Origin of the sequence: Thermomonospora curvata DSM 43183 (assembly GCF_000024385.1) — a bacterium.
Lineage (GTDB): Bacteria > Actinomycetota > Actinomycetes > Streptosporangiales > Streptosporangiaceae > Thermomonospora > Thermomonospora curvata.
Map to the genome: position 1 here is coordinate 2,007,670 of NC_013510.1, position 12,710 is coordinate 2,020,379.

11 protein-coding genes are annotated in these 12,710 nt (G+C 72.9%); 6 read left to right on the forward strand and 5 right to left on the reverse strand.

The features are described from left to right. The first annotated feature begins 40 nt into the window (after nt 1–40). Nucleotides 41–466 carry a helix-turn-helix domain-containing protein gene (locus TCUR_RS08470; protein ID WP_012852075.1) on the forward strand — a complete coding sequence of 142 codons (426 nt, stop codon included), beginning with the start codon at nt 41–43 and terminating at the stop codon, nt 464–466. 169 nt (nt 467–635) lie between these two features. Next, complete coding sequence (locus TCUR_RS08475) at nt 636–932, forward strand: hypothetical protein (protein WP_012852076.1); 297 nt, start codon at nt 636–638, stop codon at nt 930–932. A 7-nt stretch (nt 933–939) separates the two neighbouring features. On the opposite strand, the gene TCUR_RS08480 is transcribed toward TCUR_RS08475, so the two are convergent. Further along, on the reverse strand, nt 940–1,728 hold the full coding sequence (locus TCUR_RS08480; RefSeq protein WP_012852077.1) for a class I SAM-dependent methyltransferase: 789 nt from the start codon (nt 1,726–1,728) through the stop codon (nt 940–942). Between the two features lie 242 nt (nt 1,729–1,970). Between TCUR_RS08480 and TCUR_RS08485 the strand changes: the two genes are divergently transcribed. Next, nucleotides 1,971–2,897: an LLM class F420-dependent oxidoreductase gene (locus tag TCUR_RS08485; RefSeq protein WP_012852078.1), complete on the forward strand. Its 927-nt coding sequence runs from the start codon at nt 1,971–1,973 to the stop codon at nt 2,895–2,897. Between the two features lie 83 nt (nt 2,898–2,980). Here the strand turns inward: TCUR_RS08485 and TCUR_RS08490 are convergent, their stop codons facing one another. Further along, a complete protein-coding gene (locus TCUR_RS08490; protein WP_041439432.1) occupies nt 2,981–3,820 on the reverse strand; it encodes a TIGR02452 family protein in 840 nt (279 codons plus the stop codon). 183 nt (nt 3,821–4,003) lie between these two features. Between TCUR_RS08490 and TCUR_RS08495 the strand changes: the two genes are divergently transcribed. From TCUR_RS08495 to pgm, 3 genes are all read left to right on the forward strand, one after another. Next, nucleotides 4,004–5,428 (forward strand): 3' terminal RNA ribose 2'-O-methyltransferase Hen1, encoded by a 1,425-nt coding sequence (locus TCUR_RS08495; protein ID WP_012852080.1) that lies wholly within the window; start codon nt 4,004–4,006, stop codon nt 5,426–5,428. Continuing rightward, nucleotides 5,425–7,986, forward strand: a complete 2,562-nt coding sequence (locus TCUR_RS08500; RefSeq protein WP_012852081.1) for a polynucleotide kinase-phosphatase — start codon at nt 5,425–5,427, stop codon at nt 7,984–7,986. The genes TCUR_RS08495 and TCUR_RS08500 overlap by 4 nt, the downstream gene beginning before the upstream one ends. Before the next feature lie 80 nt (nt 7,987–8,066). Then, nucleotides 8,067–9,707 carry a phosphoglucomutase (alpha-D-glucose-1,6-bisphosphate-dependent) gene (gene pgm / locus TCUR_RS08505; protein ID WP_012852082.1) on the forward strand — a complete coding sequence of 547 codons (1,641 nt, stop codon included), beginning with the start codon at nt 8,067–8,069 and terminating at the stop codon, nt 9,705–9,707. Between the two features lie 68 nt (nt 9,708–9,775). Here the strand turns inward: pgm and TCUR_RS08510 are convergent, their stop codons facing one another. From TCUR_RS08510 to TCUR_RS08520, 3 genes are read right to left on the reverse strand one after another with little or no spacing between them, the layout of a single operon-like run. Continuing rightward, on the reverse strand, nt 9,776–10,045 hold the full coding sequence (locus TCUR_RS08510) for a TFIIB-type zinc ribbon-containing protein (RefSeq protein ID WP_012852083.1): 270 nt from the start codon (nt 10,043–10,045) through the stop codon (nt 9,776–9,778). A gap of 55 nt (nt 10,046–10,100) precedes the next feature. Further along, nucleotides 10,101–11,015: a phosphotransferase family protein gene (locus TCUR_RS08515; RefSeq protein WP_245537011.1), complete on the reverse strand. Its 915-nt coding sequence runs from the start codon at nt 11,013–11,015 to the stop codon at nt 10,101–10,103. Nucleotides 11,016–11,046: 31 nt separating this feature from the next. Continuing rightward, entirely contained in the window at nt 11,047–12,675 is a 1,629-nt protein-coding gene (locus tag TCUR_RS08520) for an AMP-binding protein (RefSeq protein WP_245537012.1), read from the reverse strand. Nucleotides 12,676–12,710 lie beyond the last annotated feature (35 nt).

The following is a 12,710-nucleotide window of genomic DNA, read 5'->3' on the forward strand; positions in this document are numbered from 1 at the left end:
TTTACTAGATGTTCCTGACTTGTTCCGGCATGCTGATCACATGGCTGGGCAGGTTGATCGGGAACGCGTCGCCAAGTACGTGGTCGCCCGGCGCGGCTCGCTCGGACTGACGCAAGAGCAGCTCGCCGAGCGCGCCGGAGTGACCGTGAAGACGATCTACAACCTGGAGTCCGGTGGCCGCTGGCCGCAGGCGCGCACCCGGGGGGCGATCGAGGCCGCGCTGCGCTGGCGTCCCGGCGACCTGGTGCGGATCGGCGAGGGACAGGAGCCCTCGGTGATCCCGGAGGAGGCGGCCGAGCCCGATCTGGACACCGTCGTGCGCGAGTTGCGGGAGCTGGAGGCCTACTTCGCCGACCTGCGGGCCGACTCCGGCGAGCGCCGCCGGATGGCGCTGGCCTTTCTGCGCGCTCTCTACGGGGAGGCCGGCAGGCCCCCCTCCGACCCTCCCCCGGGCCGTTCCGAGTGACCGCCTTGACGATCCGCCGTCACTCCGGGTCATGCGCGGCTAACCCGCAGGTCAGAGTTTGCACAACGGAACGTTGCCGGATCTGACTGATAGTTACAGTCTTTGACAAGGAGGAGGACTTTCAGTATCGCCGCTCGTCAACGCCCTCGTCCGCAAAGGAGGTGCCCGCATGCGCTCCACCGGATCGTTGCCGCGGCGCCGTCACCTGGCGGGAGTTTCCCTGGTCGCCGCGGTTGCGGGCGGGGCGGCCGCGGCGGCGGGCGGGGCCGATGCCGTCCCCATCGCGCTGGCGGCCGCGCTGGCCGGCGCGCTCGTTTCGTTCGCGGTGGGCGTCGCGCTGGTGCTGCACGACATCCGCGACCAGCAGCGCCGGATCATCGACCAGCTGGAGACGCAGGCCAGGCTGCTGCACCGCGCCGCCCGGCTGGCGGGCGGGCTGACCGAGGAGCGGCCGGGAGCCGACTGACGGCCGCCTACCCCCGCGGCTCGGCCTCGCCGCCCGCGGGAAGCGTGATGCGGATCTTGGACTGCTTGTGGCCGGTCTTGCGCCAGTCGTCCATCGGCCGGGCCACCAGCCCGTAGGACTCGGCGAGGTCGATCAGCGTCTGCCTGCGGTAGTAGAAGTCCTCCCGCAGCACGTGGTGCTCTTCGCCCTCGGTCTCGTTGTAGGTGAAGTCGAAGAAACCGCCGGGCGCCAGCAGCCGGCCGACATGGGCCAGGCACTCGTCGATCACCTCGATCGGGCTGTGGGAGAACACGCTGTGGGCGTGGATCACCGTGAAGTGACCCGACGGCAGGAAGTCCAGCCGCAGGTCCTGCACCGGGGTCAGGTGCGGAAGCTTGTGCTGCAGCTCGTAGCGGATGATGGTGTCCTGGGCGGAGAACAGGATGTCGGGGGAGATGTCGACCCCGTAGTAGTTGCCGGTCTCCAGGTACTGAATGAAGCGCCAGCCGGCCCGCAGATTGCCGCAGCCGATCTCCAGCATCCGGTCCTGCGGGCGCAGCCCGTGGTCGGCCAGGTAGTCGAACTGCATCTGCCCCAGCGCCAGCCACCGCTCATGGGTGGGGGTGCCGACCGCGCCGTCGGGGTTGCGGGCGGTGTCGGAACGCATCACCGCCCGGTAGTAGCTCACATGATCCCTGGTGCGCAGGCGCAGCCACGTGTCACGGGCCAGGCGGCGCGCATAGGGGAGGACCAGCCGGGGGTTGGAAGCGGCGTAGCGGAGCTTGTAGGACAGGCGGGCGCGGTTGCGAGTCGTCATAGGCCAAAGTGAAGACCGGCCCACTCCCACCTCGCACCGCATTAGGTAATCAAATGGCTACCACATGTAAATAACTTTGGTCTCGGCGCCGGCGGCCACGGACCGTCCCGCCGCCCCGCCGCCTCCCGGGAACCCGCCCGCCGCCCGGTCTCGGCGCCCGTCTGGGCACGGTAAAGGGAAGGGCGTACCGGCGTCCGCCGGTGCGTTTTTCAGCAGCCGCTCTTTCGCAGCAATATGGACGGATGCGACTGCGGATCTTCACCGAGCCCCAGCAGGGGGCCAGCTACGACACGCTGCTGCGGGTCGCCAAGGCGGCCGAGGATCTGGGCTTCGACGCCTTCTTCCGCTCCGACCACTACCTGAAGATGGGCGATGTGTCCGGAGAGCCCGGACCCACCGACGCCTGGATCACCCTGGCCGCGTTGGCCCGCGAGACCAGCCGCATCCGGCTCGGCACGCTGATGACCGCCGCCACCTTCCGCCACCCCGGGCCGCTGGCGATCTCGGTGGCGCAGGTGGACCAGATGAGCGGCGGCCGGGTCGAGTTCGGCATCGGCACCGGCTGGTACACCGCCGAGCACACCGCCTACGGCATCCCCTTCCCCAGCCTGCGCGAGCGGTTCGAACGGCTGGAGGAGCAGCTGGAGATCATCACCGGGCTGTGGCGCACCCCGCCTGGGCAGACCTACTCCTTCGAGGGCGCCCACTACCGGCTGGTGGACTCTCCGGCGCTGCCCAAGCCCGTCCAGCCCGGCGGCCCGCCAGTGCTCATCGGCGGGGTCGGCGCCAAGCGCACCCCCCGCCTGGCGGCGCGCTTCGCCCACGAGTACAACGTGCCGTTCAACCGGCCGGAGGAGACCCGGCAGGCCTTCGAGCGGGTCCGCGCGGCCTGCGAGCAGGCCGGCCGCACCGAGCCGATGGTGTACTCGGCGGCCCAGGTGATCTGCTGCGGCCGGAACGAGGCCGAGGTCGCCCGGCGCGCCCAGGCCATCGGCCGCGAGGTCGATGAGCTGCGCGAGAACGGCCTGGCCGGCACCCCCGGCGAGGTGCTCGACAAGCTCGGCCGCTTCGCCGAGTTCGGCACCGAGTGCGTCTACCTGCAGGTGCTGGACCTGTCCGACCTGGACCACCTGGAGCTGCTGGCCGGCGAGGTGCTCGCCAAGCTGTAAGCCGCACGGTCGGCGGTGCGCCGCGGGGACGGTCCCGGGGCCGTCCCCGCGGCGGGCGAAGCGACGGCCTGCGGCCCACTCCCCTAAAGGGAGCCGAACCTGCGGGCGAAGGCCGCGTGGCGGGGCGCGCCCGGGGCGGTGTCCCAGACCGCGAAGACCACGTGCGCGAAGCGGCCGGCGAACGGGCCGCCGTCCAGCAGCAGGCCGGCGAACGTCTCGGCGACCTGGGCCGGGTCGTTGCCGAACACCCCGCAGCCCCAGGCGCCCAGCACCAGCCGCCGGTGGCCGTGGTGGCGGGCCGCGGCCAGCACCTTGGCGGCCCGCCCGCGCAGCACCCGCCCGATCTCCTCCACCGTCCGCAGGTCGCCGATCGCGCGGCGGTTGGGCGCGGGCGAGGTGAGGAACGCCACCCGGTACGGCTCCTCCAGCAGACGCCCGGCGTCGTCGCGGAAGACCGGAACCCCCGGCGAGTAGATCAGGTGGTCGCTGTAGAGCGGGTCGCGCTGCCTGTGGTGGAAGGCGTAGAACTGCGGCACGGCGCGCAGCGAGGCGTACAGGCCCGACGACCTGGCCAGCCCTTCCTCCTGGGCGTGCGCGCCGCTGAGGAAACCGCCGCCGGGGTGCTCGGCCGAGGCGAAGTTCAGGCAGGCCACCTGGTCGCCGGCCGCTCCGGTCAGCCGGCGCGCGGCGGCGAGCGTGGTCTCCTCGGTCACCTCGATACGGGTCGGCGCGCCGTCGGAAGCGGCGCCGAGCCCCTCCAGCAGCACCGCCAGCTTCTCCGGCCGGTACAGCCGAGTGCCCCGGACGGCCTGCGCCACGTGATCGGCGATCGGCACGACCCGCCCGGAGGGGGCGGTGTAGCGGCCGCGTTCGAGGATCTCGACGGTCTCGGCGGCGATCGCCCGGCGTGAATGTCTGTTCATGTCGGGACCGATTGTGATCGCCGCCGCTACCCGCAGGCAACCGGAATTTACGGCGCCGCCCGCCTCCGGGGCGGCCAGGCTGTCACGAGGCCCCCGGCCGGTTCCGGACACCGCCGGGACCCGCCGGAACGGGGCCGTGAAAATGGCTGTCGCGGGCGGTTTCGGTCCGGAAGACTGAAACCCGTGCTGCTGACGATCACCACCACGGCCACCCCGGCGACCGATCTGGGATTCCTGCTGCACAAGCATCCCGACAAGGTGCAGACCTTCGACCAGGCGTTCGGCACGGCCCACGTGTTCTACCCCGAGGCGACCTGCGAACGCTGCACCGCCGCGTTGCTGCTGGAGGTCGATCCGATCAGGCTGGCACGCACCAAGGGCAAGGACGCCCCCGACTTCTCCCTCGGCCAGTACGTCAACGACCGCCCGTATGCGGCCTCCTCCCTGCTGGCCACGGCCATGGCCGCGGTCTTCCGCACCGCGCTGCGCGGCCGCTGCGACGCCCGCCCCCAGCTGGCCGCCACGGCGATCCCGCTGGAGATCACCCTGCCCGCGCTGCCCTGCCGCGGCGGCCCCGGCCTGGCCGGGCGGCTGCTCGAACCGCTGGGCTGGCGGGTCGAGGCGACCCCGGTGCCGCTGGACCCGGCCTTCCCCGAATGGGGCGACTCCCCGTACCTGACGCTGACCCTGCGCGGCACACTGCGCCTGGCCGACGCCCTCAACCAGCTGTATGTGCTGCTGCCGGTGCTCGACCAGGCCAAGCACTACTGGGTGGCGCCCGAGGAGGTGGACAAACTGATCCGGGCGGGGGAGGGCTGGCTGGCCTCCCACCCGGAGCGGGCCCTCATCGTCCGCCGCTACCTGGCCAACCGGCGCGGCCTGGTGCGCAGCGCCCTGGGCCGGCTGGCCCAGGCCGATGACGCCCCGGAAGACGCCCTCGACCGCGACCCCATCGACGAGGAACCGCAGGCCCCGCCGGCCGCCTGCGAAGAGGACGGCGGCCTCCCCGCCGCGGCGCCGCTGGCCGAACAGCGCATCCGCGCCGTGCTGCAGGTGCTGCGCGACCACGACGCGCCCCGTGTCATCGACCTGGGCTGCGGGGCGGGCAGGCTGCTGACCCGCCTGCTGGCCGACCCGTTCTTCACCCGCGTGACCGGCGTCGACGTCTCCCACCGCGCACTCGCCATGGCCCGCCGCAACGCCGAGCGGGCGGCGGTGGGCCGCGAGCGCCGCTGGGAGGTCTTCCAAGGCGCCCTCACCTACGCCGACGGGCGGTTCGGCGGCCACGACGCGGCCGTGCTGATGGAGGTCATCGAGCACATCGACCCGCCCCGGCTGCCCGCCGTGGAACGGGTGGTCTTCGGTGACGCCGCGCCCCGGCTGATCGTGGTGACCACCCCCAACGCCGAATACAACGTCCGCTACGAGGGCCTGGCGCCGGGCGCCATGCGCCACCCGGACCACCGCTTCGAATGGACCCGCAAGGAGTTCCGCGCCTGGGCGCACCGGGTCGCCGACGCCTACGGCTACCGCGTCCGCTTCCTGCCGGTGGGCGAGGACGACCCCGAGCTCGGCCCGCCGACCCAGATGGGGGTGTTCACCCGTTGACCCGCCGGATCACGATCCCGGAGATGGCCCTGGTGGTGCTGGTCGGGGTGTCCGGCTCGGGCAAGTCGCACTTCGCCCGCAGGCACTTCAAACCCACCCAGATCGTCTCCTCCGACCACTGCCGCGCGGTGGTCAGTGACGATGAAAACGACCAGTCGGCCACCGCCGACGCCTTCGACCTGCTGCACTACATCGTGCACAAACGGCTGCGGCGGGGCCTGCTGACCGTGGTGGACGCCACCAACGTCCAGCCGCACGCCCGCCGGCGGCTCGTCCAGATCGCCAAGGAGCACGACGTGCTGCCGGTGGCGATCGTGCTGGACGTGCCCGAGCGGGTGGCGCGGGAACGCAACGCCGCCCGCACCGACCGCGACCTGCCCGACCGCGTGGTGGCCCGCCAGATGCGGGAGCTCAAAGAAGGCATGGGCGGCCTGCGCCGGGAGTTCCGCCACTGCCATGTGCTCAAGGGCGTGGCGGAGATCGACGCGGTCACCATCGCCTACGAGAAGGCCTGGAGCGACAAACGCGAGCTGACCGGCCCCTTCGACATCGTCGGCGACGTCCACGGCTGCCGCGCCGAACTGGAGGACCTGCTCACCGAGCTGGGATATGAGATCCAGCGGGATGCATCCGGCCGCGCCTGCGGCGCCCGCCACCCGGCCGGGCGCACCGCCGTGTTCGTCGGCGACCTGGTCGACCGCGGCCCCGACACCCCCGGGGTGCTGCGGCTGGTGATGGGCATGGTCGCCGCCGGCACCGCGCTGTGCGTGGCCGGCAACCACGAGGACAAGCTGGTGCGGGCGCTCAAGGGCCGCCGCGTCAAGGTCGCTCACGGGCTGGCCGAATCCCTGCGGCAGCTGCAGGCCGAACCGGAGGACTTCCGCGACCGGGCGCTGGCGTTCATGGACGGCCTGATCAGCCACTACGTCCTGGACGGCGGACGGCTGGTGGTCGCCCACGCCGGGCTCAAGGAGGCCTACCACGGCCGCGCCTCCGGCCGGGTCCGCGCGTTCGCGCTGTACGGGGAGACCACCGGCGAGACCGACGAGTACGGCCTGCCGGTGCGCTACCCGTGGGCGAACGACTACCGCGGCAAGGCCATGGTCGTCTACGGCCACACCCCCGTCCCGGAGCCGGAGTGGATCAACAACACCATCTGCCTGGACACCGGCTGCGTGTTCGGCGGCAGGCTCACCGCGCTGCGCTACCCGGAGCGGGAGCTGGTGTCCACGCCCGCCCGGCGGGTCTGGTACGAGCCGGCCCGCCCGCTGGAAGGCGGGGACGCCGCGCCGCGGGCCGGCGCCCGCCGCGAAAGCGACGTGCTGAAGATCGAGGACGTGTGCGACCTGTCCGGGGTGCAGACCCGCCTGCTGGGCCGGGTGACGGTGCGTGAGGAGAACGCGCTGGCCGCCCTGGAGGTGATGAGCCGGTTCGCCATCGACCCGCGCTGGCTGGTGTACCTGCCGCCGACCATGGCGCCGGTGGCGACCTCGGCGCTGCCGGATCACCTGGAGCACCCCGCGGAGGCGTTCGCCGAGTACCGCAAGGCCGGACTGGAACGGGTGGTGTGCGAAGAAAAGCACATGGGCTCGCGGGCCGTGGTCGTGCTCTGCCGGGACGCCGAGACGGCCGCCGCCCGCTTCGGCGTCGCCGACGGCACCAGCGGCGCCGTCTACACCCGCACCGGCCGGGCCTTCTTCCGCCGGACCGCCCGCACCGAGGAACTGCTGGCCCGGCTGCGCGAGGCGGTCGGCGCGGCGGGCCTGTGGCGGGAACTGGACACCTCCTGGCTGGTGCTGGACTGCGAGCTGATGCCCTGGTCGGTCAAGGCCACAGAACTGATCCGCACCCAGTACGCGGCCGCCGGGGCGGCCGCCCGCGCCGCGCTCCCGGCCGCGCTGTCCGTGCTCGACCGGGCCGCCGCCCGCGGCCTGGAGGTGGCCGGGCTGCGGGAACGCACCCGCCGCCGCGCCGAGGCCGCCGAGTTGTTCCGCGACGCCTACGCCCGCTACTGCCGCCCGGTGGACGGGCTGAACGGCGTGACACTGGCGCCCTTCCAGGTGCTGGCGGGGGAGGGCGCCGTCCACGCCACCGCCCGCGACCACCTGTGGCACCTGGCGATCGCCGAGCGCCTGGCCGCCGCCGACCCCACCGGCCTGCTGACCGCCACCGCCCACCGCACCGTCGAACTGGACTCGCCGGAGTCGGTCGCCGCGGCCACCGCCTGGTGGCGGGAGCTGACCGAATCCGGCGGCGAGGGCATGGTCGTCAAGCCGCTCGGCGCACCGGACGGCGACCGCAAGGTGCAACCCGGCCTCAAATGCCGGGGCCGGGAGTACCTGCGGATCATCTACGGCCCCGACTACACCGCGGAAGAAAATCTGGAACGGCTGCGCGACCGCCGCCTGGGCCGCAAGCGGTCACTGGCCATGCGGGAATACGCCCTCGGCGCAGAGGCCCTGCGGCGCCTGGTGGACGGCGAGCCGCTGTGGCGCGTCCACCAGGCGGTTTTCGCGGTGCTGGCCCTGGAATCAGAGCCGGTGGACCCTCGCCTCTAGCCTGGAGCCGGGCCCGAATGGGGTGAGGAACATTGCGGGCCGGCCGGCGGCATCGGCCGTCCCGCGGGAGGGAGATCGTCATGGTGCACGAGCGCGCGGGGCGACCGGCCCGGCCGGAGGACCTGGTGGACGTGGCGCGCCTGGTGACCGCCTACTACACGCTGCACCCCGACCCCGGCGAGCCCGCCCAGCGGGTGTCCTTCGGGACCTCCGGGCACCGCGGGTCGGCGCTGAACTCCTCCTTCAACGAGGACCACATCCTGGCCACCAGCCAGGCCATCTGCGAGTACCGCGCCGCCCAGGGCGTGGACGGGCCGCTGTTCCTGGGCGCCGACACCCACGCCCTCTCCCAGCCCGCCCAGGCCACCGCGCTGGAGGTCTTCGCCGCCAACGGGGTGCGGGTGCTCATCGACGAACGCGGCGGCTACACCCCCACCCCGGCGATCTCACGCGCCATCCTGGCGCACAACCGCGGCCGCCGCAGCGGCCTGGCCGACGGGGTGGTGGTCACCCCCTCCCACAACCCGCCCTCCGACGGCGGCTTCAAGTACAACCCGCCCAGCGGCGGCCCGGCCGGCACCGAGGCCACCTCCTGGATCCAGGACCGGGCCAACGCGATCATCGCCGGCGGGCTCAAGGAGGTCCGGCGCATCCCGTATGAGCGGGCGCTGGCGGCCGAGACCACCGGCCGCTACGACTTCCTGGGCCGCTATGTGGAAGAACTGCCGCACGTCATCGAGCTGGAGGCGATCCGCGCGGCCGGGGTGCGCATCGGCGCCGACCCGCTGGGCGGTGCGTCCGTCGCCTACTGGGGGGAGATCGCCGACCGGTACGGGCTGGAGCTGACCGTCGTCAACCCCCACACCGACCCCACCTGGCGGTTCATGACGCTGGACTGGGACGGCAAGATCCGCATGGACTGCTCCTCCCCGCACGCGATGGCCTCGCTGATCGAGAACCGCACCGCCTTCGATGTGGCCACCGGCAACGACGCCGACGCCGACCGGCACGGCATCGTCACCCCCGACGGCGGGCTGATGAACCCCAACCACTTCCTGGCCGTGGCCATCGAGCACCTGTTCACCCACCGGCGGGACTGGCCGGAGGCGGCCGGGGTGGGCAAGACGCTGGTCAGCAGCGGCATGATCGACCGGGTGGCGGCGGCGCTGGGCCGGCCGCTGCTGGAGGTGCCGGTCGGCTTCAAATGGTTCGTGCCGGGCCTGCTGGAGGGCAGCCTGGGCTTCGGCGGCGAGGAGAGTGCGGGGGCCTCCTTCCTGCGCCGCGACGGGACGGTGTGGACCACCGACAAGGACGGCATCATCCTGGCGCTGCTGGCCGCCGAGATCATCGCCGTCACCGGGCAGTCGCCCAGCCGCCGCTATGCGGCGCTGACCGAACGGCACGGCGACCCCGCCTACGCCCGCCTGGACGCGCCCGCCACCCGTGAGCAGAAGGAGGTGCTCAAGAAGCTGTCGGCGGCGCAGATCACCGCCGACACGCTGGCCGGGGACCCGATCACCGCCGTGCTGACCGAGGCGCCCGGCAACGGCGCCCCGATCGGCGGCGTCAAGGTCTGCACCGAGCACGCCTGGTTCGCCGCCCGGCCGTCCGGCACCGAGGACGTCTACAAGATCTACGCCGAGTCCTTCCGCGGCCCCGACCACCTGGCCCTGGTTCAGGACGAGGCCCGCGAGCTGGTGAACCGCACCCTGGCGGGCTGAGGACGCCCCGAATGCGGGCGGCGCCCGGCGCGTTCCCTCGCGCCGGGCGCCGCCTGTCACCTGCCTGCTCAGGTGGAGAACAGCATGTGGAAGAGGCTGCGGTGCCGGTAGTGCGGCGTCCCGTGGTGGTGGTGATGCACCTGCGGCTGGCCCCAGCCGGGGGCGGGAGCGGCGGCCGGCGGAGGCGGCGGAGCCTGCATGTAGGTCTGCTGCATGCGGATCAGAGCCTCCAGCTCGCCGTAGTCGAGGAAGATCCCCCGGCACATGTCACACTGCTCGATCTGCACTCCGTTGCGGTCGTACGTCCGCATCGTGCCGCGGCACTTGGGGCACTGCATGGCCTTACATCCTTCCCTCGCCGGAAGCCCGGAACGCGACCACGATAGGGCCAAATCACCGTCCCGGGGACCTCCCCGTGGCGAAGATCCTGCTACAGGTGTCGACGAGCGCGGTTTCGAACCCGTCGAGCGGGCGTCCTTCGGCCCGCGCGGATTTGACGCAGGTGGCGGCGATTTGGATCGCCAAAATTCGCGCCGGAACGTCCAGCACGCGCCACAGGTCCCCATCAGCGGGCATCGCCGGCCCTCCGGCGCCGGTGTAACCGGCCAGCAGGCGCGCCCAGTCCGCGCCCGGCAGCACCCCGGCGGACACCAGCGCCGCCGGCCGCGCCAGGTCCCAGACCGGGTCGCCGATGCTCAGATCCTCCACGTCGATCAGCCGCCACCGCCCGTCGGCGGCCCGCACCAGCTGCCCCAGATGCCAGTCGCCGTGGATCAGCGCGCTTCGCTCCGGGGGCGGGGGCGTCTCCTCGCCGCGCGCCCAGCCCGGCAGGCTCGCATGGGCCCGCAAGATCACCCGCTCCGCCGCGCCGCCGCCGTCCAGGCCGGTCACCGCCCGGGCCAGGCGGGCCGGCCGCTCCCAGCGCGGCAGCGGCGGGGTGGTGGCGGGCGGCTCCGTCAGGTGCAGCCGGGCCAGCAGCCGGCCGCTCTCCTCCCAGGGCGGGTCGTCCGGGCTCACCGGCTCCCCGTACGGCCACACGGTCACCACCCGTCCGTGCACCCGGCGCGGCGGGCCGGCCGGCGGCAGCAGCAGGTGGGGCAGGCGCTCGGCCGCGGCCATCCGCGCGGCCAGGCGCGGCCCGCCGTCCCGGTCGGCCTGGTGGGCCTTGACCACCGCATCGCCCACCCGGACCACCAGCACGCCGTGCCGGTCATACAGCGTCACCGGCTCGGCGTCCGCCGAGCCGCCGGGCGCGGCCCGGCCGATCGTGACCAGCTCGGCCAGCAGGGGGGTTGCGGAGTCCAGCACGCGCGGAAGCATACGCGCCGCGGCCGGCCGGCTAATGCGTGACCTCCAGCAGGCATTCTTCGCGCAGCACCCGGCGCATCACCTTGCCGATGCCCGACCGGGGCAGCGCGGACCGCGGCAGGAACTCCTCCGGCACCTTGTAGTGCGACAGGTACTTCTCGCAGTGCCGCCGCAGCTCGTCGGCCGAGAACGGGTAGGCCGGGTGCTCCACCACGCAGGCCACCACCTTCTCGCCGCGCCGCTCATCGGGCACCCCGACCACCGCGCACTCGATCACCGCCGGGTGCCGGTACAGCACCTCCTCCACTTCCGAGGGGTACACGCTGAACCCGCTGACCTTGATCAGGTCCTGTTTGCGGTCCAGGATCGTCAGGAACCCATCGGGGCTCATCACTCCGATGTCGCCGGTGCGCAGCCAGCCGTTCGACAGCACCCGGGCGGTCTCCTCCGGCCGGTTCCAGTACCCGGCGAACACCTGCGGGCCGCGCACCACCACCTCCCCGGGGCGCCCCGGCGGCAGCACCCGGGTGGGGTCGTCGACGTCCACGATCACCACGTCGGTGCTCGGCAGCGGCAGCCCCACCGTCTCGTTGCGGGCCCGCCCGTCACCGGGGTTGGAGGAGACCGCCGGGGACGCCTCGGTCAGCCCGTAGGCCTGGACCAGCCCTCTCAGCCCCATCCGGTGGAAACGTTCGATGGTCCGGGCGGTCAGCGAACTGGCCCCCGACAGCCACAGCCGCACCGACGCCAGATCCCGCCGCTCCACCCCCGGGGTGTCGAGCACCTGTTCATACAGCGTGGGCACCCCGGGGAAGATCGTCGGCCGGTACCGGCGCAGCGCCCGGATCACCTGGCCGGCGTCGTAGCGCGGCAGCAGCACCACCGTCTCGGCCCGCACCACCGGTGCGATCAGGCAGGCGGTCATCCCGAACGAGTGGAACAGCGGCAGGACCGCCAGCGTCACCTCCCGCCCGTCCCGGCTCTCCAAGTCCCAGGTCTGCTTCTGGTAGGCGTTGGCGACCAGGTTGCGGTGGGTGAGCGTCACTCCCTTGGGACGGCCCTCGGTGCCGCCGGTGTACTGGATGGCGGCCGGGTGCCGGTCGGGGACCAGCCACGTCTGCCGGGCCGGCTGCCGGCTGCGGCGCAACAGCTCCCCGAACCCGATCACGCCCGGGTCGGGCGGGACCTCGGCGGTGAGGGCGGCCCGTTTGCGCCGCATGCTCGCCAGGGGCAGCCGCAGCGCCAGCCGCTGCGGCCACGGCAGGTACTCCGTCAGGGAGGTGACGACCACGTGCTCCAGCGGCACGCTGTGGCGGACCGAACGCACCGTGGCGTAGGAGCGGTCCAGGACCACGGCCACCCGGGAGCCGCAGTCGGCGAGCTGACGGCCCATCTCCTCGGCGGTGTACAGCGGGTTGTGCGGCACCGCCACCGCCCCCAGCCGCAGCACCGCAAAGAACACGATGGCCATCTGCGGGCAGTTGGGCAGCACCAAAGACACCCGGTCGCCCGGCCGCACCCCCAGCGTCTGCAGCCCGGCGGCGAACCGGTCGACCAGGTTCCGGACCTGCCGGTAGGCGAGCCGCCGGCCGTAGAAGATGTAGGCGGTGCGCCGGGGCAGCCGCGCCGCCGTCTCATCGAGCAGATGGGGGACGGGCACGGGGGGAACGTCGACCTCCGCCGGCATTCCGGAGG

Coding starts and splice junctions, on each gene's coding strand:
- TCUR_RS08480 (WP_012852077.1), bottom strand. CDS start 1,728: ATGACGACTCGCAACCGCGCCCGCCTGTCCTACAAGCTCCGCTACGCC.
- pgm (WP_012852082.1), top strand. CDS start 8,067: ATGGTGCACGAGCGCGCGGGGCGACCGGCCCGGCCGGAGGACCTGGTG.
- TCUR_RS08490 (WP_041439432.1), bottom strand. CDS start 3,820: ATGAACAGACATTCACGCCGGGCGATCGCCGCCGAGACCGTCGAGATC.
- TCUR_RS08485 (WP_012852078.1), top strand. CDS start 1,971: ATGCGACTGCGGATCTTCACCGAGCCCCAGCAGGGGGCCAGCTACGAC.
- TCUR_RS08475 (WP_012852076.1), top strand. CDS start 636: ATGCGCTCCACCGGATCGTTGCCGCGGCGCCGTCACCTGGCGGGAGTT.
- TCUR_RS08510 (WP_012852083.1), bottom strand. CDS start 10,045: ATGCAGTGCCCCAAGTGCCGCGGCACGATGCGGACGTACGACCGCAAC.
- TCUR_RS08470 (WP_012852075.1), top strand. CDS start 41: ATGGCTGGGCAGGTTGATCGGGAACGCGTCGCCAAGTACGTGGTCGCC.